Origin of the sequence: Mycobacterium sp. IS-1742 (assembly GCF_001500125.1) — a bacterium.
In the GTDB taxonomy this organism is placed as follows: domain Bacteria; phylum Actinomycetota; class Actinomycetes; order Mycobacteriales; family Mycobacteriaceae; genus Mycobacterium.
In genome coordinates this window covers 239,539-260,893 of the sequence record NZ_LQIV01000034.1, presented here as the reverse complement: position 1 = coordinate 260,893, position 21,355 = coordinate 239,539, and the positions used below count along the sequence as shown (strand labels likewise).

General features: G+C 69.6%; 21 protein-coding genes. 9 read left to right on the top strand and 12 right to left on the bottom strand.

The window, feature by feature from the left end; translation table 11 throughout:
• Positions 1-309: 309 nt before the first annotated feature.
• Positions 310-1,923, bottom strand: a complete 1,614-nt coding sequence (locus tag AU196_RS18700; RefSeq protein ID WP_059096548.1) for a carboxylesterase/lipase family protein — start codon at positions 1,921-1,923, stop codon at positions 310-312.
• Between the two features lie 108 nt (positions 1,924-2,031).
• Here AU196_RS18700 and AU196_RS18695 point away from each other — a divergent pair, with 108 nt between their 5' ends.
• On the top strand, positions 2,032-3,282 hold the full coding sequence (locus tag AU196_RS18695; RefSeq protein ID WP_059096547.1) for a cytochrome P450: 1,251 nt from the start codon (positions 2,032-2,034) through the stop codon (positions 3,280-3,282).
• 98 nt (positions 3,283-3,380) lie between these two features.
• Positions 3,381-4,631 (top strand): cytochrome P450, encoded by a 1,251-nt coding sequence (locus AU196_RS18690; protein WP_059096546.1) that lies wholly within the window; start codon positions 3,381-3,383, stop codon positions 4,629-4,631.
• On the opposite strand, the gene AU196_RS18685 is transcribed toward AU196_RS18690, so the two are convergent.
• Positions 4,597-5,241 (bottom strand): TetR/AcrR family transcriptional regulator, encoded by a 645-nt coding sequence (locus tag AU196_RS18685; RefSeq protein ID WP_059096545.1) that lies wholly within the window; start codon positions 5,239-5,241, stop codon positions 4,597-4,599. The genes AU196_RS18690 and AU196_RS18685 overlap by 35 nt on opposite strands.
• Before the next feature lie 113 nt (positions 5,242-5,354).
• Here AU196_RS18685 and AU196_RS18680 point away from each other — a divergent pair, with 113 nt between their 5' ends.
• Both AU196_RS18680 and AU196_RS18675 read left to right on the top strand, forming a co-directional pair.
• Entirely contained in the window at positions 5,355-6,962 is a 1,608-nt protein-coding gene (locus AU196_RS18680) for an MFS transporter (RefSeq protein ID WP_059096544.1), read from the top strand.
• A gap of 11 nt (positions 6,963-6,973) precedes the next feature.
• Entirely contained in the window at positions 6,974-7,639 is a 666-nt protein-coding gene (locus AU196_RS18675; RefSeq protein WP_059096543.1) for an aspartate/glutamate racemase family protein, read from the top strand.
• On the opposite strand, the gene mftG is transcribed toward AU196_RS18675, so the two are convergent.
• The 7 genes from mftG to mftA all read right to left on the bottom strand — a co-directional run bounded on the left by mftG (position 7,626) and on the right by mftA (position 14,079).
• The gene (gene mftG, locus AU196_RS18670) at positions 7,626-9,044 is read right to left on the bottom strand and encodes a mycofactocin dehydrogenase MftG (RefSeq protein WP_197415843.1); all 1,419 of its coding nucleotides are present in this window, start codon (positions 9,042-9,044) and stop codon (positions 7,626-7,628) included. The two genes, AU196_RS18675 and mftG, sit on opposite strands and share 14 nt — an antisense overlap.
• Positions 9,045-9,082: 38 nt before the next feature.
• Positions 9,083-10,495, bottom strand: coding sequence for a mycofactocin biosynthesis glycosyltransferase MftF (gene mftF / locus AU196_RS18665; protein ID WP_059096662.1), 1,413 nt, complete (start codon positions 10,493-10,495; stop codon positions 9,083-9,085).
• Positions 10,492-11,223 (bottom strand): mycofactocin biosynthesis peptidyl-dipeptidase MftE, encoded by a 732-nt coding sequence (mftE, locus tag AU196_RS18660; RefSeq protein ID WP_197415837.1) that lies wholly within the window; start codon positions 11,221-11,223, stop codon positions 10,492-10,494. Before mftE ends, mftF begins: the two co-directional genes overlap by 4 nt.
• Positions 11,224-11,316: 93 nt before the next feature.
• The gene (gene mftD, locus AU196_RS18655; protein WP_059096541.1) at positions 11,317-12,510 is read right to left on the bottom strand and encodes a pre-mycofactocin synthase MftD; all 1,194 of its coding nucleotides are present in this window, start codon (positions 12,508-12,510) and stop codon (positions 11,317-11,319) included.
• Positions 12,511-12,512: 2 nt separating this feature from the next.
• Positions 12,513-13,697, bottom strand: a complete 1,185-nt coding sequence (gene mftC, locus AU196_RS18650; protein ID WP_059096540.1) for a mycofactocin radical SAM maturase — start codon at positions 13,695-13,697, stop codon at positions 12,513-12,515.
• Complete coding sequence (gene mftB, locus AU196_RS18645) at positions 13,694-13,981, bottom strand: mycofactocin biosynthesis chaperone MftB (protein ID WP_059096539.1); 288 nt, start codon at positions 13,979-13,981, stop codon at positions 13,694-13,696. Before mftB ends, mftC begins: the two co-directional genes overlap by 4 nt.
• A gap of 2 nt (positions 13,982-13,983) precedes the next feature.
• The gene (mftA, locus tag AU196_RS25280; protein WP_082695783.1) at positions 13,984-14,079 is read right to left on the bottom strand and encodes a mycofactocin precursor MftA; all 96 of its coding nucleotides are present in this window, start codon (positions 14,077-14,079) and stop codon (positions 13,984-13,986) included.
• A 93-nt stretch (positions 14,080-14,172) separates the two neighbouring features.
• Here mftA and mftR point away from each other — a divergent pair, with 93 nt between their 5' ends.
• The 3 genes from mftR to AU196_RS18625 are packed head-to-tail and all read left to right on the top strand — an operon-like array spanning position 14,173 to position 16,594.
• Positions 14,173-14,772 carry a mycofactocin system transcriptional regulator MftR gene (gene mftR, locus AU196_RS18635; protein WP_059096537.1) on the top strand — a complete coding sequence of 200 codons (600 nt, stop codon included), beginning with the start codon at positions 14,173-14,175 and terminating at the stop codon, positions 14,770-14,772.
• A 53-nt stretch (positions 14,773-14,825) separates the two neighbouring features.
• On the top strand, positions 14,826-15,344 hold the full coding sequence (locus AU196_RS18630) for an RNA polymerase sigma factor (RefSeq protein WP_059096536.1): 519 nt from the start codon (positions 14,826-14,828) through the stop codon (positions 15,342-15,344).
• Positions 15,341-16,594: a VOC family protein gene (locus AU196_RS18625; RefSeq protein WP_059096535.1), complete on the top strand. Its 1,254-nt coding sequence runs from the start codon at positions 15,341-15,343 to the stop codon at positions 16,592-16,594. Before AU196_RS18630 ends, AU196_RS18625 begins: the two co-directional genes overlap by 4 nt.
• On the opposite strand, the gene AU196_RS18620 is transcribed toward AU196_RS18625, so the two are convergent.
• Positions 16,591-17,793 carry an NAD(P)/FAD-dependent oxidoreductase gene (locus AU196_RS18620; RefSeq protein ID WP_197415842.1) on the bottom strand — a complete coding sequence of 401 codons (1,203 nt, stop codon included), beginning with the start codon at positions 17,791-17,793 and terminating at the stop codon, positions 16,591-16,593. The two genes, AU196_RS18625 and AU196_RS18620, sit on opposite strands and share 4 nt — an antisense overlap.
• A 28-nt stretch (positions 17,794-17,821) precedes the next feature.
• Positions 17,822-18,268, bottom strand: a complete 447-nt coding sequence (locus AU196_RS18615) for an Rv2324 family transcriptional regulator (RefSeq protein ID WP_059096533.1) — start codon at positions 18,266-18,268, stop codon at positions 17,822-17,824.
• 112 nt (positions 18,269-18,380) lie between these two features.
• On the opposite strand from AU196_RS18615, the gene ddaH reads away from it, so the two are divergent.
• Positions 18,381-19,199 (top strand): dimethylargininase, encoded by an 819-nt coding sequence (ddaH, locus tag AU196_RS18610; RefSeq protein WP_059096532.1) that lies wholly within the window; start codon positions 18,381-18,383, stop codon positions 19,197-19,199.
• Complete coding sequence (gene rocD / locus AU196_RS18605; protein ID WP_059096531.1) at positions 19,196-20,422, top strand: ornithine--oxo-acid transaminase; 1,227 nt, start codon at positions 19,196-19,198, stop codon at positions 20,420-20,422. Before ddaH ends, rocD begins: the two co-directional genes overlap by 4 nt.
• 1 nt (position 20,423) lies before the next feature.
• Here the strand turns inward: rocD and AU196_RS18600 are convergent, their stop codons facing one another.
• A complete protein-coding gene (locus tag AU196_RS18600; protein WP_082695782.1) occupies positions 20,424-21,278 on the bottom strand; it encodes a mycofactocin-coupled SDR family oxidoreductase in 855 nt (284 codons plus the stop codon).
• Positions 21,279-21,355 lie beyond the last annotated feature (77 nt).

The window sequence follows — 21,355 nt, the reverse complement described above, 5'->3', positions numbered from 1 at the left end:
CTACCTCACTCCTGCTTGTTGCCCGCGCTGGGAAACCCCAGCGCGGCCTGGTGTCGGCTGTTGCCGCCGCTGTTTACCTGTCTGTGGTCCACCGGTCCCCGCGGTCGGGTGTGTCGCCCTACGCGCACTCGAATCCGGCGGAAATCCGTCACACTCGAGAGGTGGGACCGATGCGCCCGTGCGGGCGCCGGTCGGATGCCTCTGCGAGGCGGTCCGAACAGGCACCGTCCCGGCTCAAGGCAACCCGAACAGTATGCCTGACGATCGGGCCTCGTCCAAATCCCTGCGGACCTGCGGGCGACCGCTCTCTCAGTCTTCCAGGTCGGCCCAGAATGCGCATTGGTGTTCCTGCGCGTAATCCCTCGTCACCGTGTTGCCGCCGGGGTGCAGAGACAGATGGGAGCCGGCCCCGAACTGCGGCCATTCGGGCGCGCCGGGGGCCGACGGCACGCCTGCGGCCACGAAGGCGCTCCAGTAGTCGATCATCTGGTCGGACAGCGTCTGCTGGGCGGGGTTCAGCGGCGGCGCCCCGCCGACGTCGAACAGATAGCGCAACTCGAGTGAGTGGCTGGCGCCGACGGGGAACGGCAGCGTCTGCAGTGGCTCGGGGGCCGGGGCCGCCCGGTCGTTGAACTCGTAGGCGTAGACGGGTGCGCCGGCACCGCCGAGTTCGGCGGCCATGCGATCGGCGATGCAGGCGAATTCACCGTCGGTGACGGTGGCGGCGTAGGCGAGCGGGACGCTCCGGCGAGGGTCGGGCCCGAAGTGGTCGATCGGGTAGCGCGCGGCGACCTGCTCGGCGTCCGGGCCGAAGGTGTCGGCCAGCAGGCCGGGGTACTGCTCGGGGGTGTACCGGTCGTCGTGCTGGAGGTAGCGCAGCGCGACGAAGAGCGTGAACTCGTCGCGGTTCGTGCCGATCAGGACCGGCACCTTGGCCGCCGCCCCGTCGGCGATGGCCCGGACCGGATCGACCGGCAGGGCTCTGGTGCCGGTGACCGGCCCGGTGAGCTGGTCGGCCCCGATCTCGACGAACCAGACGGGTTTGCGCAGCGTGTCGGCGGGCAGCGCGCGCAGGCACTGCGCGGCGGTCGTCGGATCCGGGCAGCCCACGTCGGCGGCGTAGTCGAGGCTGCGACGCTCGGCCACGGGCAGCGGGGCCTGCGCCTGACAGGGTGCGCTCTGGACGATGGCTGCCCGGAAAAGTCCCTCGGAGCCGGGCGCGACGAGGTGGTCGCACACCGACATCCCGCCGGCGGATTCACCGGCCACGGTCACCTTCTCGGGGTCGCCGCCGAAGTCGGCGATGTTGTCGCGCACCCACCGCAGCGCGGCCTGCTGATCGGCCAGCCCGTAGTTGCCGACGTCGCCGGGCTCCCCCAGCGCAGGGTGCGCCAGGAACCCCATGGTGCCGAGGCGGTAGTTGACGGTGACGACGACGATGTCGCCGCGGGCGGCCAGCCGGCGGGCGTCGTAGATCCCGCCGCTGCCGTTGACGAACGCGCCGCCGTGGATCCACACCATCACCGGGCGTCTCTCCGTCGACACCGGCGGCGTCCACACGTTGAGCGTCAGGCAGTCCTCGTCGGTCTGCCTGCCGAGCTCCAGGTCACCGCCCGGATCCTGCAGGCAGCGCGGACCGGACCAGGTGGCCTGGCGTTCTCCGTCCCACGCCGCGGCGGGTTCGGGTGGACGCCAGCGCAGTTCGCCGACGGGCGGCGCCGCGTAGGGGATGCCGGCGAACAGGCGGTGGTCGGCGCCGACCGTGCCGCGCAGCGCGCCGGAGGCGGTGCGGACCAATGCGGGGTCGGGGTTCGCCGCGGCGTCGGGCCGGTCCGGCGGTCCGCCGGTCGTGCATCCGACGACCAGCGCGAGCGCCAGGAGAAGCGCCGCCGACCGGCGGTGGCGAACCGGTCCGGGCTGCACGCCCCCGACAGTACTGAGGCGCAGGCGGGACCTCGACTACCGGTCGTGTCGGCGATCACATAAGCTCACTTTTGACACCCGTCAAGTCATCTTTTCGAGCGAGGAATCATGAGCAGTCTGATCGTCGACGACGCGGCGAAGGTTCTCGCCGATCCGAAGGCCTACGCCGACGAGGCGCGCCTGCACGCCGCGCTGGCCCACCTGCGCGAGCACGCGCCGGTGTCCCTGGTCGACGTCCCCGACTACCGGCCCTTCTGGGGGGTCACCAAACACGCCGACATCATGGCCATCGAGCGTGACAACGAGTTGTGGATCAACGCCCCGCGCCCGATGCTCGTCACGGCCGCCACCGACGACCTGTCCCAGGCCAACCTCGCCGCCGGCGGCGGGATCCGCACGCTGATCCACATGGACGACCCGCTGCACCGCGACATCCGCAGGGTCGGCGCGGACTGGTTCCGTCCCAAGGCCATGCGCGCGTTGAAGGCCCGCGTCGACGAGCTGGCCAAGATCTACGTCGACAAGATGGTGGCCAACGGCCCGGAGTGCGACTTCGTCCAGGAGGTCGCGGTGAACTTCCCGCTGTACGTGATCCTCTCCCTGCTGGGCCTGCCCGAGTCCGACTTCGGCCGGATGCTCAAGCTCACCCAGGAGATGTTCGGCGGCGACGACGACGAGTTCACCCGGGGCAAGAGCCCCGAGGAACTGCACGAGGTCATCACCGACTTCTTCCGCTACTTCACCGCGCTGACCGCCGAACGCCGCGCACACCCCACCGACGACCTGGCCTCGGCCATCGCGAACGCCAAGATCGACGGCGAGTTCCTCAACGACATCGATTGCCTGTCCTATTACGTGATCGTGGCCAGCGCCGGACACGACACCACCAGTGCCGCCATCTCCGGTGGCCTGCTCGCCCTGATCGAGAACCAGGACCAACTGGCCCGGCTCAAGGCCCAACCGGAACTGATAGGCACCGCGGTCGAGGAGATGATCCGGTGGACCACACCGGTGAAGGAGTTCATGCGCACCGCCACCGCGGACACCGAGGTGCGCGGCGTGCCGATCGCCGAGGGCGAGTCGGTCCTGCTGTCCTATGTCTCGGCCAACCGCGACGAGGACATCTTCGAGGAGCCGTTCCGCTTCGACGTCGGCCGCGACCCGAACAAGCACCTGTCGTTCGGCTACGGCGTGCACTTCTGCCTCGGCGCCGCGCTGGCGCGGATGGAGATCAACAGCTTCTTCACCGAACTGGTGCCGCGCCTGGAGTCCATCGAACTCGCGGGCGATCCCGAGTTCATCGCGACGATCTTCGTCGGGGGCCTCAAGCACCTGCCCATCCGGTATTCGCTGCGCTGACGCGGGAGTGACACAGGTAACCCTGAGCTGTCCCCAGTGGTTCCGATCACATAAGCTTGTTTATGACAGCCGTCAAGAACAGCCGTGTGAGGAGTCCCATGAGCACACCGACGATGGACGAGGCAGCCAAGGTCCTGGCCGACCCGTCGGCGTACGCCGACGACCAGCGCCTGCACGCGGCACTGACCCACCTGCGGGCCAACAACCCGGTGGCGTGGGTGGACAACCCGCCGTACCGGCCGTTCTGGGCGATCACCAAACACGCCGACATCATGGCGATCGAACGGGCCAACGACCTGTTCCTGTCGGAGCCGCGTCCGCTGCTGTCCACCGCGGAGGCCGACGACCTCGCCAAGGCCCAGCTCGAGGCCGGGATGGGGCTGCGGACCCTGATCCACATGGATGATCCGCACCACCGCAAGGTGAGGGCCATCGGCGCGGACTGGTTCCGCCCGAAAGCAATGCGCGACTTGAAGATCCGCGTCGACGAGCTGGCCAAACGCTACGTCGACAAGATGCGCGACATCGGCCCGGAATGCGACTTCGTCACCGAGATCGCGGTCAACTTCCCGCTGTACGTGATCATGTCGCTGCTCGGGTTGCCCGAAGAGGACTTCGGCCGGATGCACGCCCTGACCCAGGAGTTGTTCGGCGGCGACGACGAGGAGTACAAGCGCGGCACCACGCCGGAGGAGCAGATGGCGGTGCTGCTCGACTTCTTCGATTACTTCGCTCGGTTGACGGCCTCACGCCGGGAGCATCCGACCGGCGACCTCGCGTCCGCGATCGCCAACGGGCGCATCGACGGTGAACCGCTGTCCGACGTCGACACCGCGTCCTACTACGTGATCGTGGCCAGCGCCGGTCACGACACCACCAAGGACGCGATCTCGGGCGGCCTCCTCGCACTCATCGAGAACCCGGGCGAACTGCAGCGTCTGAAGGACGATCCCAGCCTGATGGGCACGGCGGTGGAGGAGATGATCCGCTGGTCCACTCCGGTCAAGGAGTTCATGCGCACCGCCGCCGAAGACACCGAGGTGCGCGGCGTGCCGATCGCGAAGGGCGAATCCGTCTATCTCGCATACGTTTCCGCGAACCGGGACGAAGAGATCTTCGACGAGCCGTTCCGCTTCGACGTCGGCCGCGACCCGAACAAGCACCTCGCCTTCGGCTACGGCGTGCACTTCTGCCTGGGCGCCGCCCTGGCGCGGATGGAGATGAACAGCCTGTTCACCGAACTGCTGCCGCGCCTGGACCACATCGAGCTGGCCGGCGAACCCGAATTGTCGTCGACCGTCTTCGTCGGCGGGCTCAAGCACCTGCCGATTCGGTACGCGTTGCGCTGACGGTGTGGGTGGCCAGGAAACCGTCCACGGCCGCCTCGGCGCACGCGCGGTAGTCGAAGTCGGCCAGGGTGCTCATCCGGCCGAGGATCAGCGGACCGATCAGCAGGGCGATGGCCTGGATGCGGCCCTTCTCGTCGAGGACGAGGTCGGCGGCCGCGGGGCCGTCGAAGATCGCGTCGAACGGTGCGGCGTAGTACTGCAGGATCCGCTCGCGCAGCGAGGCGACCGAGCCGCCCGCATGGGGGTCTCGCGCCTCGGCCCACGGCCCGAGGTCGGGCCCCGAGGCGAGCCACGTCATCGCGGCCAGGGTGGTCGGCACCTCCGAGATCGCGTCGGCCCAGCCGACGACCACCGCGATCAGCTGGTCCCGTAGGCCGCCCTCGACCGGCGGCATCGGGGCCGGCTGCAGCAGGCTCTGGAAGGCCGCCGCCAACAGGTCGTTGGCACCGGTGAAATGCCGGTAGAGCGTCGCCCTGGCGACGTTGGCGGTGCGGGTGACCGCATCGATCGTCACCGCGTGGGGCCCGCCCGTGCGCAGCAACGTCGTCGCGGCCTCGAGGAGGCGGGCGCGCGAACGGGCGGGGCGCGGGTCAGCGTTGGCGTCAGTCATCGTTTACATCATCTCCCAGCCGGGTAACAAGACTATCGGTCTAGCTACGAGACTGTTAGTCTCGTTACACGTTTTGGGGGTGCGCTCTCGAAACCCTGCTGAAGAGAGACGACATGGTCGACACCCTCCCACGCACCGGACTCGACGACACTGAGATCGCCACGCTGTCCAACCGAAAGCGGATCTGGCTGCTCGCCGTCGCCAGCGTCGACGTCTTGATGGTCATCTCGTCGATGGTGGCGCTCAACGCCGCACTGCCCGACATCGCGCTCCAGACCTCCGCGACCCAGGCCCAGCTCACCTGGATCGTTGACGGCTACACGCTGGCGCTGGCGTGTCTCCTCCTGCCTGCCGGCGCCATCGGCGACCGGTACGGCAGACGCGGTGCGCTGCTGGTCGGTCTCGCGATCTTCTCCCTGGCGTCGCTGGCACCGGTGTTCCTGGACAGTCCGATGCAGATCATCATCGCGCGGGCCGTCGCAGGCGTCGGCGCCGCGTTCATCATGCCCGCCACCCTCTCCCTGCTGACCGCCGCGTTCCCGAAGTCGGAGCGCAACAAGGCGGTCGGCATCTGGGCCGGCGTCGCGGGTTCCGGAGCGGTGTTCGGGTTCCTCGGCACCGGCATTCTGCTGCACTTCTTCTCGTGGCAGTCGATCTTCTACATGTTCGCCGGCGGGGCGCTGCTGATGTTCGTGGCGACCTGCACCATCGGCTCCTCCCGCGACGAGACCGCCACCCCCATCGACTGGGTGGGCGCCGCGCTGATCGGCACCGCGATCGCGGTGTTCGTGCTGGGTGTGGTCGAGGCTCCGGCACGCGGGTGGACCGACCCGGCCGTGCTCGGCTGCCTGGGCGCCGGGGTGGTGCTGGCCGTGTTGTTCGCGATGGTGCAGCTGCGCCGTGCGCATCCGCTGCTCGACGTCCGGCTCTTCCGACGGCCGGATTTCGCCACCGGCGCGGTGGGCATCACGTTCCTGTTCATCGCGAACTTCGGGTTCTTCTACGTCGCGATGCAGTTCATGCAGCTGGTCATGGGCTACAGCGCGCTGGAGACGGCATTCGCGCTGTCGCCGTTGGCTTTTCCGGTGCTGATTCTCGGCGGCACACTGCCGCTGTATCTGCCGAAGGTGGGTCTGCGCTTCGCGGTCACGGTCGGCCTGCTCCTGCTTGCCTCGGGCCTGTTCCTCATGCGGTTCCTGGAGGCCGACGCGACCTTCCTGGACCTCATGTGGCCGATGCTGCTCGCCGCGTCGGGCATCGGACTGTGCACGGCGCCGACGACGTCGGCGATCATGAACGCCGTGCCGGACGAGAAGCAGGGCGTCGCCTCGGCGGTCAACGACGCCACCCGCGAGGTCGGCGCCGCCGTCGGCATCGCGGTGGCGGGATCGGTGCTGGCCGCCGTGTACCAGAGCGCGCTGGCCCCGAAGCTCGCCGCTCTGCCCGAGCAGATCCGCGACGCCGCAACCGATTCGCTGGCCAATGCGTTGTCGATCTCCGAACAGATGGGTCCGCAGGGCGAGCAGTTGGCCGACTTCGCCCGAGACGCGTTCATGCAGGCCGCCGACCAGGCGTTGTTCGTACTCTCGGCGCTATTGGTGGTCGGGGCGGTGTTCGTGGCGATCTGGTCACCCGGTCGGGACGGAGGGCAGTGGGCCGCGATCCGGCGGCGGCGACGAGCAGACGAGAACCGCTCGGCGCCCGCGGAGGTTCAGCCGTAGGCTCTCCAGTCGTGCGGTTGCTCCTGGTGAACCCGAACACGACTGCGGCGATGACGGCCGCCATCGCCGCGAGCGCCGCCGCGGTGGCCCGCCCGGACACGCTCGTCGAGGCGGTGAATCCCGCCGACGGGCCCGCCAGCATCGAGAACGAATCGGACGAACATCATTGTGTCCCACATCTTCTCGATGTCGTTCGGGATTCTGCCGCGCGCCGGCCGTCGGAGCGCCCGGACGTCTACGTCATCGCGTGTTTCGGCGACCCGGGCCTCGACGAGGCGCGCGGGCTGGTCGACGCTCCGGTGTTCGGCATCGCCCAGGCGGCCATGCACACGGCTGCGCTGGTCGCCGGGAGCTTCTCGGTGGTGACGTCGATGTCCGCGACGGTGCCGCGCGGATGGCAGCTGGCCAAGGCGTACACCCCGTCGGCCTGCCTGGGCGTGTACGCCTGCGACATTCCGGTGCTGCGCATCGACTCCGATCCGGCCACCATCGACCCGATCGCCGACCTGTGCGAGCGTGCGCTGCGCGCCGACGGGAGCCGCTCGATCGTGCTCGGCTGTGCGGCGATGGCCCGCTTCGCCGAACCGCTGTCGCGGCGGCTCGGTGTCCCGGTGGTCGACGGCGTGGCGGCCGCCACCCGCCTGGCCGAGGCGCTGGCACCCCTCAGCCCGCGATGAACTCCACCGCCCGGTGACCGATCATCGCGATCGTCGCATGCGGGCCGCGGCTGGTGATGGCCGGCATCACCGAACCGTCGACCACCCACAGCCCGTCGACGCCGCGCACCCGGCACCGCCCGTCGAGCACTGCGGACGGGTCGTCATCGCCGCCCATCGGCGCCGTCCCGGTCAGATGCTGTGACGTCGACCAGGATGGGTCACCCGAAGACACTGTGCCGCTGATGATCTCGTGCGCCATCGCGGCACCCGCGGCGAGGTCGGCCACGTCGTCGGGTTCGCTGTCGTAGCGGTGTTCGATCAGCGGGGGGACCAGCGGATCGGCTGACGCGAGAGCGAGGCGGCCCCTGGACCGCGGCCGCATCAACGCCACGCCGACATGCGGACTGTCGGCCGGATCATGCCCGGGACCGTGCACCATCGCCACGAAACCCGATGTGTAAGGCCGGATCTCCAAACCCGACTCGGTGGTGAGCACCGCCTCCAGCGGAGGCAGGTCGTGCGTCGGCGTCCACCCCACCGGAATCACCCACTCCGGATGGTCGGAGGTGGACGCACCGACGGGCAGATCCGCCCAAACACCGATTTCTAGCTCGCGCAACGCATCTGCGGGCCCGACACCGGACAGCATCAGCAGCTGCGCGGTGGCGATCGCTCCGGCGCAGAGCACGATCCGGTCCGCTGTCACGGTTCGGGGACCTGCCGGACCCACGCAGTCGACGGCCACCGCCCGGCCCCGCGTGATGTGGACCCGCCTCACGCGCGTGTCGCACAGCAGGTCGAGGTTGTCCCGCTCGAGCGCCGGCTGCAGGAACGCCCCACCCGGTCCCACGCGGGTTCCGCTGTCGACGTTCAGCGGCACCGCACCGACGCCGTCGGCGGACACACCCGCGTCGAGTCCGCTCAGATCCTCGACCCAGCGGAAGCCGGCCCGCCGGGTGGCCTCGACGAAAGACGCGGTGCACCCGTCGAAGTCGCGCACCCGGCTGATCCGGATGGGTCCGTTGTGGCCGTGTAGCGGCCCGCCGAAGTCGAGGTCGGTCTCGATCGCCCGGAAATGCGGCAGCACGTCGCGCCATGTCCAGCCGGGCACTCCCCACCCGTCGAAATCGGCGGGCAGCCCGCGGCAGAAGTATCCGCCGTTGACCGCGCCCGACCCGCCGACGACCGCACCCCGGGTGATCTGCGCACGACGGACGGGGTCGTCGGTGAGGGTGGTCAGGTAGTGCCGGACCACCGAACTGGCGGTGCCGATCGGCAGCCGCAACCCGTCGCTGATCTGCTCTGCCACCCGCGGGTCGGACGGCGCCGGTCCGGCCTCGACCACGGTGACGTGGCACTGCGGATCGGCGGAAAGACCTTCGGCCAGTACTGATCCGGCGCTTCCAGCACCGACGATCAGCACGTCGCGAGCGCGGGCGGTGGCTGCGGGCAAGGCAGCCTTTATGTTCGGATCTGCGGTTTGAGCGCACCGAGGTGGCGTTCGCGCACCACCCCGGTCCACAGCCCCAGCCCGTAGGCGATGTCGTCCAGCCGGCGCAGCAGCACGTAGGTCAGCAACCCGACCTGTTGGGCGTCCTCGTCGGTGGTGCGACGGCGGGCGGCCCAGTCCACGACTCCGTCGACGACCGCGGCGATCAGCACCGCCTGCCGGCAGCGACGCGACACCAGCGCCGCCAGCAGCGCGATCGGCCAGTAGTGCCGGCAGATCGCCGACGCCAGTTGCAGCGCCGCCGACCACAGTCCGTGCGCGGCGATCGCGGCCACCTGCCGGGGCCCGGTCTCGACCGAACGCAACGAATTGGCCACCCGCCGGGCGGTCAGGCCGGCGACGAGGACCGATGCGAGGTAGCCGATGCAGCTGCCCATCGCCATCAGCACCCAGGTCACCAGCGTCCACCCCGAGATCACCAGCGGCGCGGTCTTGCCCGGATGCCGCACCGACAGTGGCGCCGCGGACTTGCCGTAGAAGGCCTTGCGGAGGAACCACTCCCCCAGCTCGGTCCGGTGGTCGTGGGCGACCAGGGCGATCGGTTCGTAGCGCAGCCGCGCTCCGGCCTCCACGAGCCGCCAGCACAGGTCGACGTCCTCACCCGACTGCAGCGTCTCGTCGAAGCCGCCGACCTCCTCGAGCGTGCGCCGCCGGCAGATGATCGCGGCGCTCGGCACGTAGGACACCGGACCGTAGGGCACCACCGGCGCCTCGCGGTGCCCGAGGTCGAGCGAGGAGCGCACCGCCTCGTACCGCGCCACCGGGTTGTCGGCGGTGCCGAGCCCCACGATGCGCGGCGCCACCAACGCCACCGCCGGGTCGCAGAAGTGGCCCAGCAACGCCTCGAGCCATCCCCGTCGCGGGAGGACGTCGGAGTCGAGGAACGCGACGAAGTCGGTCGAACACGCCGCGGCGCCGGTGTTGCGGGCGGCCGCGGGTCCCCTGCTGTGATCGTGTCGGATCAACTGCACGTCGCAGTGCACACCGGCCAGATCGCTGGGCTCGACCGGCGTCGCGGATCCGTCGTCGACGACGACGACGCGCAGACCGCGCAACGAACCGACGAGGCGCTGAAGTCCGAAAAGGTTGTCGCGCACCGGGATCACGATCGTCACGTCACGGTGCGACGGGCCGCTCGCGGGTCGCGGGTGGGCGACGGTGGCGTCCAGCAGGGTGCGGGCCAGCTGGGCACTGGTGGCGTCGTGCACCTCGAGGCGGCCGCCGCTGAGCATGGTCTGCGCGGCCGGGGCGAGCCGCAGCAACCGGGTGGGCGACCCGCCGAGCAGCGCTGCCCCCTCACCGAGCACCTTGACCCGCCGGTCGACCTGGACGGCAAACCCGTCGGGCAGCCGGGGCCCGGTCACCGCAGCATCCCGTTGCGGTCCGGCGCCCAACGCGCGATCCGGTCGATGCAGTGCCGCACCATCTCGTCGAACAGCCGTGCGCCGTCGGTGTCGGTGGCCGTGGTGGGGTCGCCGAGCACGCCGACCTCGCTGACCGCCGCGACACCGCCCCGACGCAGCTGCGGCATCAGGTCGCGCAGCGGTGCGGTGTTGCCGCGCTCCCAGTGGTCGGTGTGCACGTCGCCGGGTGAGATGTGCAGCAGTACGGACGTTTCGGTGTGGCCGGCGTGGGCGTCGGAATCGTCGGCGATGCATGGGCACCAGGCGACGTCGCGGTCCTCGTAGCGCAGCAGTGCCGTCGCGCCGGCGAGGGCCTCGGTGTTGCCGCCGTGGCCGTTGAGGAACACCACCCGCGACGCCCAGTTGGTGGCCGATCTGCCGAATTCGACCAGCAGCAGGCGCAGTGCGGCGGTGCCGATCGAGATGGTGCCGGGGAAGCTCTCGTGTTCGCCGCTGGCGCCGTAGCCGATGGCGGGGGCCAGCGACCAGGACGGCGGCAGGGTGCCCGCGACCGCGCGGGCCACCGCGGTGGCGATGCGGGTGTCGGTGTCCAGCGGAAGGTGAGGTCCATGCTGCTCGGTGGAACCTAGGGGAACGATCAACGCCGTCGATGTCGCACGCAGCTGCCTCGACGTCGAGTTCCCCAGCTCGCTGGGAAAAGCCACCCCGCGATGGTAAGCCGAATTCACCTGGCGTGCGCCGTTTGTTGGTGTACGGGATTGAAAAGATTCCACCCCGGCAGCACCGTCTGCCCCCTGTGTCACAGCAGGTGGTTCAGCCGATCAGTTGTCGTTCCCGGCCGGCACGCCGAGCGCACGGGTGAAACCGTCGGGCACGAGGATGTCGTCGGGCCCCAGATCGTGGATCGAGGCACGTCCGAGGCCCATCAGCGCGGAGTCGATGCCGCCGCGCAGGATGTCCAGGACGTTCTCGACGCCTGCCTGTCCGTTCGCCGCGAGTCCCCACAGGTAGGCCCGGCCGATCATCACCGCGCGGGCACCGAGCGCCAGGGCCTTGACGACGTCGCTGCCGCGCCGGATACCTCCGTCGAGCAGGACCTCGACCTGGTCGCCCACAGCGTCGGCGACGGCGGGCAGGCACCGGATCGCGGCCGGGGTGCCGTCGAGGTTGTTCCCACCGTGGTTGGACACCGAGATGGCTGAAACACCCGCGTCAACAGCGCGTTTGGCGTCGTCCACCCGCACGATTCCCTTGAGCATGAACGGACCGTCCCACCGTTCGCGTAACCAGGCGATGTCCTCCCAGGTGGGCGGCGGCGTCCCCATCCACTCGCCGTAGGCCTGGAAGAACGGCGGTCCGGGCTCACCGCGGCGGCCCTGATTGGGGACCCGCAGATCGGGCGGGCTCAGCGTCTTCCCGAAATCCCACAGCCAGCGCGGCTTGGTGAGCACCTCGGGCGACATCCTCAACATCGTCTTGAGGTTCATCTGCTCGGGGATCTTGGGGCTGCCCCAGTCGCGACCGTGGGAGAAGCTCCAGTCGGTCGTGGCGATCAACCCGACCGCGCCGGCCTCCCTGGCTCGCTGCGCCCGCTCCAGGATCGCCTCGCGGCCGCCCAGCCAGTAGATCTGGAAGAACAGCTTGGGGTTGGCGGCGATGACCTCCTCGATCGGCTTGCTGGCGAACGAGGACAACCCCATCGCGGTGCCCCGGGCGGCCGCCGCGCGCGCCACCGCCACCTCACCGTCGGGGTCCACGGCCTGCACGCCGGTCGGCGAGATCATGACCGGCATCGAGATCTCTTGCCCCATCACCGTTGTCGACAGGTCACGCTTCTCGGCGACACCGACGACGTGCGGTGCGAAGCCGAGCTCGGAGAAGGACTCCACGTTGTCGGAGACCGTCACACCCTTTTCGCTGGCGGAGATCAGCGAGGAGTACACGGACTTGGGCAACCGCTTCTTCGCCCGCTGCTGGGCGATGGCGACGGTCTCGAACCAGGTATCGCGCGCCATGACTACACCGGGCTTTCGTTGCACAGCCGAGCGGGCGGCTTGGTCAGCAGAGTGAGCGGTACGGGACCGGTCAGCTTTGTCCCGCGCGAGTGGTCGCCGCTGGGCTTGGGCTTGACCCGGTCGAGTTCGAGGGCCGGCGCGCCGTACCCCTGCACGCACTCCGGGTCGGGACCGTCGAGCGGCAGACCGGTGAAGAACTTCGCCGCCATGCATCCGCCGCGGCAGGCGTCGTAGTGCCCGCAACCGCTGCAGGCCCCCGCCGACTGCGGCTCGCGCAGTTCGCGGAACAGTTCGGAGTTCTGCCAGACGTTCTGGAATCCGTTGTCGGACAAGATGTTTCCGGCCAAGAACGTGTCGTGGATGGCGAACGGGCAGGCGTACACGTCGCCCACCGGGTCGATCAGGCAGACCACGCGTCCGGCGCCGCACAGGTTCAGCCCGGCCAGCGCACCCGGCTCGCCCAGACCCGAGAGGTGGAAGAACGAATCGCCGGTGAGCACCCGCTCACCCTTGGCGACGAGCCAGTTGTAGAGCTGCACCTGCTGCTCGGCGGTGGGGTGCAGATCGTCCCACACGTCGGCGCCGCGGCCGGAGGGACGCAGCCTGGTGATGCGCAGGGTGGCGCCGTACCGGCTCGCCAGCGCAGCGAAGTCGTCGAGCTGGCCGACGTTGTGCCGGGTGACGACGACGGAGATCTTGGCGTCCTTGAAGCCCGCGGCGGCGAGGTTCTCCAGGGCGCGCTCGGCCATCGCGAAGGAGCCGGGGCCGCGGACGGCGTCGTTGATCTCGGCGGTCGCGCCGTCGAGGGAGATCTGAACGTCGACGTAGTCGCTGGCGGCGAGCTTGGCGGCGACCTCCGGGGTGATGCGCACGCCGTTGGTCGAGAACTTCACCCCGACGTGGTGGGCGGTCGCATAGTCGACCAGCTCCCAGAAGTCCGGCCGCACCGTGGGTTCCCCGCCACCGATGTTGACGTAGAACACCTGCATGCGCTCGAGCTCGTCGATGATGTCCTTGCACTGCTGCGTGGACAGCTCGCGAGGATCGCGTTTGCCCGAGGAGGACAGGCAGTGCACGCAGGCCAGGTTGCAGGCGTAGGTGAGTTCCCACGTAAGGCAGATCGGTGCGTCGAGGCCGTGCTCGAACTGTTCGACCAGACGGGGTACGGGCGCCGCTTCGGCGGTCATGGCGTCTCCTCGCAGACGAGCATCTTGGATTGGACGAGCACGCCGAGGGCGTGCAGGTACGGCGCCTGTTGCGCATCGTCGATACCCGCTGCCCGACAGGCCGAGCGGGCGTCGCGGTGCTCGGGAAGCGAGTTCACCACGTCGACGATCGTGCGGTTCTTCAGGAAGGACAGCTTGCGCGTCCCGAAGTGGTACAGCAGCGCCCCGAACGGTTCGGGGCGCACGGCCACCTGGTGGTGCAGCCGCCACCGCAGATCGGGGTCGAACGCAGCAGGCGCCGTCACGGTCAGTAGACCCCGCACATCCCGTCGATCGAGACCTCTTCGACCAGCGTCTCGGTGACCATCTCGGTGTCGGCTTCAACGTGCTGGTTGGGCTCCATGAGCACTGCCTTTCGTCGGATAGGGTCACTCAGATGTGACCTAGGTCGCCTAGGATATGGCATCGAGTGCCAGAACGGAAGGGGTGGGTCGTCATGCGGCAGGACTCCGCCCCTCGGGTGGGCCGGCGTCGCTCCACCACCCAGGACCACATCACCGACGTCGCGCTCGAACTGTTCGCCGCCCGCGGGTTCGACGAGGTCAGCGTCGACGACCTGGGCGGCGCCGCGGGGATCGCGCGGCGCACGCTGTTCCGCTACTACTCGTCCAAGAGCGCGATTCCGTGGGGCGACTTCGACGCGCACCTCGAGCACATGCGGCACCTGTTCGACGACCTCGACCCCACCGTCCCGGTCGACGAGGCGCTGCGGGCCGCGCTGCTGGCGTTCAACCGCTTCGACGCCGCGGAGACCGCCAGGCACCGCCAGCGGATGCGCGTCATCCTGCAAACCGATGCGCTGCAGGCCTATTCGATGACCATGTATGCCGGCTGGCGGGCCGTGATCGCCCGGTTCGTGGCCGGCCGGATCGGAAGCAAGGCCGACGAACTCGTGCCGCAGACGGTGGCGTGGACGATGCTCGGCGTCGCGTTGTCGGCCTACGAGCAGTGGCTGGCCGACGAGACGGTGTCGCTGGCGCAGGCGCTCGGCGACGCGTTCGACACCGTGCGCGACGGCCTGCGCGCCCTCCGGTAGCGAATTTCACTCAAGGGCGTCGGAGTTCGGCGCGCAACGGCGACGATGAGGGTGTGAGCGGCGAACCTGACGGTGCGGACGCTCCGCGGGCCCTGCTGGCGCTCTACGACGACGCCCTGCCGACGGTGTACGGCTACTTCGTCAGGCGCTGTCCGGACCGCGGAACCGCCGAGGATCTGACGTCGGAGACCTTCCTGGCGGCGATGGACGCCGCCAGGCGGGGCACCTCCGCGCCGATCGGCGTGCCGTGGCTGATCGGGGTGGCGCGGCACAAACTGGCCGACCACTACCGCCGCAGACACGATCGGCACGCCGTTCCGGTCGCCGATGTGCCCGAACCCGGTGAGCCCGTCGACGGCTGGGACGCCGAACTGGACCGGATCGTCGCCGAGAGCGTGCTGGCGCGACTGCCCGAACACCATCGGACGGTGCTCGCGCTGCGCTACCTCGACGGCTGCTCGGTCCCCGAATGCGCCGAGTTGATCGGCCGGACGGTGCACGCCACCGAGGCGCTGCTGGTGCGGGCCCGTCGCGCTTTCCGCTCGCACTACCCGGAAGGAGGCACGCCGTGAACGACCACACGGACCCGCTGTGGGTTCTGCACGGTGACGAGCTTCCGGTCCAGCCCGACCCGGCGTTCGCGGCGCGGCTGCGCGCCCGCCTGGAGTCGGCGCTCAGATTGCCCGATCACACCGAAGGAGTCGAGATGAGTGGAACCGATACCGCGCTGGCCGCCGTCACCCGCCCGGCCGCGCTGCCCTACCTGGCCGTCGCGGACGCCCGAGCGGCCATCGACTGGTACGTCGAGGCGCTGGGCGCGACACCGGCCGGCGAACCGATCGTGATGGACGACGGCCGCATCGGTCACGCGGAACTAATGCTGTCCGGCGGCATGCTCTACCTGGCCGACGAGTTTCCCGAGCTCGGGCTGAAAGCGCCTGCGGCCGAGCATGTCTCGGTGAGCCTGATGCTGCAGGTGACGGACACCGACGCGGCGTTGCGCCGGGCCCAGGGGCAGGGCGCGCGCGTGCAGCGGGAACCGTACGAGGCCCACGGGTCCCGCACCGCGGTGATCGTCGACCCGTTCGGACACCGCTGGATGCTGTCCGGGCCGGCCACCGGGGCGGGCTCACCGATCCGGCACGGCGACGTCGGGTACGTGTCGCTGTGGACGCGCGACGCCGAACGGGCGGCCGCGTTCTACGGCCGGGTCCTGGGGTGGACCTACGATCCGGCCGGCCGCCAGGTCACCAACACCGACCTGCCCACCGGCATCTTCGCCGGCGACGGACCCGCCACCCTGTTCTGCTGCTACGCGGTCGACGATCTCGACGGCGCACGGAAGGCCATCGTCGCCGCGGGCGGAACAGTCGGCGCGACAACCGAACACGACTTCGGCACGACATTGGACGCCACCGATCCGCTCGGCAGCGCGTTCGCGGTATTCACGCCCTCACGGCCGACGCCGCGCCCCGCGCTCAACGGCACCGGCCCCGGCGAACTGTCCTACATCACCCACACTGTGGCCGACTCGGCGGTGTTCCGGGCGTTCTACGGCCGGGTGCTGTCCTGGACCTTCGAGTCGGGCCGGGTCGACGACGGCTGGCAGGTCGAGAACGCCCGGCCGATGACGGGGATCGCCGGCGGCAGCGCGGGGTCGTCGACCATACCGATGTGGACGGTTGCCGACATCGACGATGCGGTGCGGCGGGTCCGGGAGGCGGGCGGTTCGGTGGTGCAGGAGCCCAGTCGCCAGCCCTACGGCGTGATGGCCGAATGCGTCGACGACCAGGGCGCCCGGTTCTACCTCGGCGAGTTCTAGAGCACGTCGCCGATCGGCGCGCCTTTGGCGATCTTGTTACGGGTCTTCATCACCTTGCCGGGCATCCCGCCGCCGACCACGCCGGCCACCACGCCGTCGCGTTCGTAGTACGCCAGGAACTTGCGGCCGTCGTCCTCGACGATGTGCACGGTGTCGTCGGCCTCCGGCTCGCCGAGGCACTGGATCTTCACGTCGTACTGGTCGCTCCAGAAGTACGGCACCGAGACCACGCCCGGGACGTCCTGACCGAGCATCGCGGGCACCAGTACCCGCGCCTGGTCGGCGACGTTGCTCCAATGTTCCACGCGCACTTGGTTGCCGACGGTGTCGAGCCACGACGCGACGTCGCCGATCGCCCACACGTGCGGTGCGCTGGAGCGGCCCTCGGCGTCGCACACCACGCCGTTGTCCAGCGTGATGCCGCTGCCGTCGAGCCAGTCGGTGGCCGGCCGTGAGCCGATTCCGACGACGACGAGGTCGGCCTCGACCTCCGCGCCGTCGGACAGGACGACCGACTGCACCCGGTCCTGCCCCTTGACCTCGGCGACTCCGACACCGCAGCGCACGTCGACTCCTTCGGCGCGGTGCAACCGGGCCACCAGTTCGCCGATCTGCTGACCGAGCACCGACGCCAGCGGCGCGGGCTGCGGTTCGACCAGCGCCACCTCGACGCCGAGTTTGCGCAGGCTCGCGGCGACCTCGCAGCCGATGAACCCGGCGCCGATCACCACCGCACGCCGCGCCGAGCCGGCCTCCTCGCGCAGCTTGAGGCTCTCGTTGAAGTTGCGCAGGACGTGGATACCGGGCAGATCGGGAAACGACGGGATCCGCTTGGGCACCAGCCCGGTCGCGATCACCAGTTCCTCGTAACCGATCTCGCGACCGTCGGTCAGCGTGAGCGTTCGGCCCTCGGTGTCCAGGGTGGCCGCACCGGCGCCGAGCAGCACGGTGATGTCGTTCTCCTGGTAGAACTCGGCGGGCTTGAGCGTGACGTCGTCGGTCTCGCTGCGCAGCACTTCCTTGGACAGCGGCGGCCGGTCGTACGGCAGATGGTCCTCGTCGCTGACGATGGTGACCGGGCCGGAATACTCGGAACGCCGCAGCTGCTCGGCGGTGCGGGCCGCTGCCAGACCGCCGCCGACGATGACGATGCCACCTGAAGTGCTCACGTGGTGGTTGTACACGATGGGTCGCCGGATCGGTACGCCACCCTGTGATTCGGGTAACTCAGGGCAGCGCGCGCTCGATGAGGTTCGACAGCACCACGATGCTCTCGCTGCGCTCGATGTCGGCGCTGGAACGGATGCGTTCCAGTGCCTCCTCGAGGTGGCGCATATCGCGGGCGAGCACGTGCAGCACGGCGTCGGCGGTGCCGGTGACCGTCGCCGCGCTGACCACCTCCGGGATGTCCACCCACGCCGCCCGAAGTCGTTCCGGCGCAATGGTTCCGTGGCAGAACACCAGCACGTAGGCCTCGGTGTTCCAGCCCAGCGCGTTACGGTCCACGACGGTGGTGAAGCCGCGGATCACACCGTCGTCGAGCATCCGGTCCACCCGGCGCTTGACCGCGGGCGCCGACAGGTTGACCCGCTGACCGATCTCGGCGAACGTGGCGCGCGCATGCTCGTTGAGTTCGGCCAGGATGCGTTCATCGATGTGGTCCAGCCGGTCCATGACCCTCCCGCGCAACAAATCACCACTGAGACGGCCTCAGCACAACAGATCGTGCCTCAACGCGCAATATCCGGCGATTGTTTGCATGTGAACGCCCACCTATCGTCGATCCATGCCGTTCCCGGTCACCCGCACGCCGCGGGTCCGCCACTATGCGATGACCCCGCCGACCTTCTTCGCCGTCGAATACGCGATCAACCCGTGGATGGATCCCACCGCGACGGTCGACACCCACCGCGCCATGGACCAGTGGGACACCCTGCGCCGCACCTACAAGGAACTCGGCCACACCGTGGAACTGCTCGAGCCAATCGCCGGCCTCCCCGACATGGTCTATACGGCCAACGGCGGACTTCTCGTCGGCGGTCACGCGGTGGTCGCCCGGTTCGCCCACCCGCAGCGCGCCGCCGAAGAGCCCGCCTACGCCGAATGGATGACCCGCCACGGCTACGTCCCGGTGCGCACCGAGCACGTCAACGAGGGCCAGGGCGATCTTCTTCTCGCAGGGCGGGTCCTGTTGGCCGGACACGGTTTTCGCACCGACATCCGGGCGCATCACGAGATCGGAGCGGCGGTCGGCCTGCCCGTCGTCAGCCTCGAACTCGTCGACCCGCGGTTCTACCACCTCGACACCGCACTCGCCGTGCTCGACGACACGACGGTCGCGTTCCACCCGCCGGCCTTCGACAGCGCCTCGGTCGCGCTCCTGCGGGCCCTGTTCCCCGACGCGATCGAGGTCGGCGCCGCCGATGCCCACGTCCTCGGCCTCAACGCGGTCTCCGACGGCCGCAACGTCGTGCTGCCCGCCGCGGCGACCGGCTTCGCCGGGCAACTGCGGGCGGCGGGCTTCGACCCCGTCGGCGTCGACCTGTCCGAACTGCTCAAGGGCGGCGGTTCCGTCAAATGCTGCACGCTGGAGGTGCATCCATGACCGTCGCCGATCACAGGACCGCTACCGACGCGGTGATCGCCGCCGATCGCCGCCACGTCGCGCACAACTACTCCCCGCTGCCGGTGGTGGCCGCCACCGCGGAGGGCGCCTGGATCACCGACGTGGAGGGGCGGCGCTACCTCGACTGCCTGGCCGCGTACTCCGCGGTGAACTTCGGCCACCGCCACCCGCGGATCATCGACGCCGCCCACGCCCAACTCGACGCCGTCACGCTGGTCAGCCGCGCCTTCCACTCCGACCGGCTGGCCCCGTTCTGCCAGGCGCTGGCCGGGCTGTGCGGCAAGGACATGGTGTTGCCGATGAACAGCGGCGCCGAGGCCGTCGAGAGCGGCATCAAGGTGGCCCGCAAATGGGGCACCGACGTCAAGGGCGTACCCGCCGGCCTGGGCACCATCATCGTGGCGCGCAACAACTTCCACGGCCGCACCACCACGATCATCAGTTTCTCCGACGACGACTGCGCGCGCCGCGGTTTCGGCCCGTACACACCGGGTTTCCGCGCCGTGCCGTTCGGTGACGCCGACGCACTGGCCGCCGCCGTCGACGACCACACCGTCGCGGTGCTGCTGGAACCGATCCAAGGTGAGGCCGGGATCGTCGTCCCGCCCGACGATTACCTGCCGAGAGTGCGCCGCGTCTGCACCGAACGGGGTGTGCTGCTGATCGCCGACGAGATCCAATCGGGCCTCGCGCGCACCGGGCGCACATTCGCGTGCGACCACTGGGGCGTGGTGCCCGATCTGTACCTGCTCGGCAAGGCGCTGGGCGGTGGCGTCCTCCCCCTGTCGGCCGTGGTGGGCGACCGCGACGTGCTGGGCGTGCTGCATCCCGGCGAGCACGGCTCCACCTTCGGCGGCAACCCACTGGCGGCCGCGGTCGGCTCGACGGTGATCGACCTCCTGCGCACCGGTGAATTCCAAGCCCGCGCAGCAGAACTCGGCGAGCATCTGCACGCACGGCTGGGGGACCTCGTCGGAGGCGGTGTCGTGGCGGTGCGCGGCAAGGGGCTGTGGGCCGGTGTCGACGTCGACCCGGCGCTGGGTACCGGTAAGCAGATCAGTCTCGCCCTGGCCGAACGCGGGGTGCTGGTCAAGGACACCCACGGCTCGACGTTGCGATTCGCCCCGCCGCTGGTCATCACCGCCGCCGAAATCGATTGGGCCGTCTCGCTATTCGCGGACGTACTGGCGGCTCGGTCTTAGCTCAGTACTTCATCACGCCGCGGTCGACGGCGATCTGGCTGCCGGACAGCGTGGCCGACCCGTCACCGGCCAGCCAGGCCACCACGTCGGCGACCTCTTCTGCCGTCATGAACTCCTGCAGGCCCTTCTTGCCGTCCTTGTCCACCCGGTGCAGCGGCATGGGCGCGAAGCTGTGCAGGTAGCTCGGATGCTTGGCGAAGATCTCCATCATCGCGTCGCGCTCGATCATCGGGGTGTCGATGGAGTACGGGTGGATGGAGTTGACCCGGATGCCGTACTCCCCGGCCTCGAGCGCCAACCCGTTCGTCAGCGCCGTCAGGCCGTGCTTGGACGCCGCGTAGTGGCCGTTGCCCGGGGTCGCCTTGAGGCCCGCCGAGGAACTCACGATGATGATCGACCCGCCGTTGCCCGCTTCGATCATCGCGGGCACCACGGCGCGGATGGTCTTCCACGTGCCGTTGAGGTTGACCTCGATGACGGCGTCCCACTGGTCTTCCGACATCTCCCACAGCCGGCCCCAACTGAGCACGCCGGCGTTGGCCACCAGGATGTCGAGCCGGCCGAACTGTTCGACGCCGTCGGCGACCACCTGCTCGAGCGCGGCGAGGTCCCGGACGTCGACCTCACGGGCGAGCACCTTGCGTCCCGTCGACTCGACCGCGCGGACCGTCTCGGCGAGGTCCTCGGCCGTGGCGGCGGGATAGGTGATGGTCTCGTGCACCGGAGCGCAGATGTCGATCGCGATGATGTCGGCGCCCTCGGTGGCGAGGCGGACGGCGTGTGCGCGTCCCTGGCCCCGGGCGGCCCCGGTGATCAACGCGACCCGACCGGCCAGCGGGCCCTCAACTGCGCTCACCGACGCTCCTTTCGATCAGACTGCCGACAGGCTAACAGCAGAACTGGAACGTGTTCTAGGAACGGTGCGTGACCGCC

Excerpts from the sequence above, each read along its gene's own strand:
- AU196_RS18690 (WP_059096546.1), top strand. The coding sequence starts at position 3,381 with ATGAGCACACCGACGATGGACGAGGCAGCCAAGGTCCTGGCCGACCCG.
- ddaH (WP_059096532.1), top strand. The coding sequence starts at position 18,381 with ATGCCGTTCCCGGTCACCCGCACGCCGCGGGTCCGCCACTATGCGATG.
- AU196_RS18685 (WP_059096545.1), bottom strand. The coding sequence starts at position 5,241 with ATGACTGACGCCAACGCTGACCCGCGCCCCGCCCGTTCGCGCGCCCGC.
- mftA (WP_082695783.1), bottom strand. The coding sequence starts at position 14,079 with ATGGAGCCCAACCAGCACGTTGAAGCCGACACCGAGATGGTCACCGAG.
- AU196_RS18680 (WP_059096544.1), top strand. The coding sequence starts at position 5,355 with ATGGTCGACACCCTCCCACGCACCGGACTCGACGACACTGAGATCGCC.
- mftD (WP_059096541.1), bottom strand. The coding sequence starts at position 12,510 with ATGGCGCGCGATACCTGGTTCGAGACCGTCGCCATCGCCCAGCAGCGG.
- mftC (WP_059096540.1), bottom strand. The coding sequence starts at position 13,697 with ATGACCGCCGAAGCGGCGCCCGTACCCCGTCTGGTCGAACAGTTCGAG.
- rocD (WP_059096531.1), top strand. The coding sequence starts at position 19,196 with ATGACCGTCGCCGATCACAGGACCGCTACCGACGCGGTGATCGCCGCC.
- AU196_RS18695 (WP_059096547.1), top strand. The coding sequence starts at position 2,032 with ATGAGCAGTCTGATCGTCGACGACGCGGCGAAGGTTCTCGCCGATCCG.
- AU196_RS18615 (WP_059096533.1), bottom strand. The coding sequence starts at position 18,268 with ATGGACCGGCTGGACCACATCGATGAACGCATCCTGGCCGAACTCAAC.
- mftR (WP_059096537.1), top strand. The coding sequence starts at position 14,173 with ATGCGGCAGGACTCCGCCCCTCGGGTGGGCCGGCGTCGCTCCACCACC.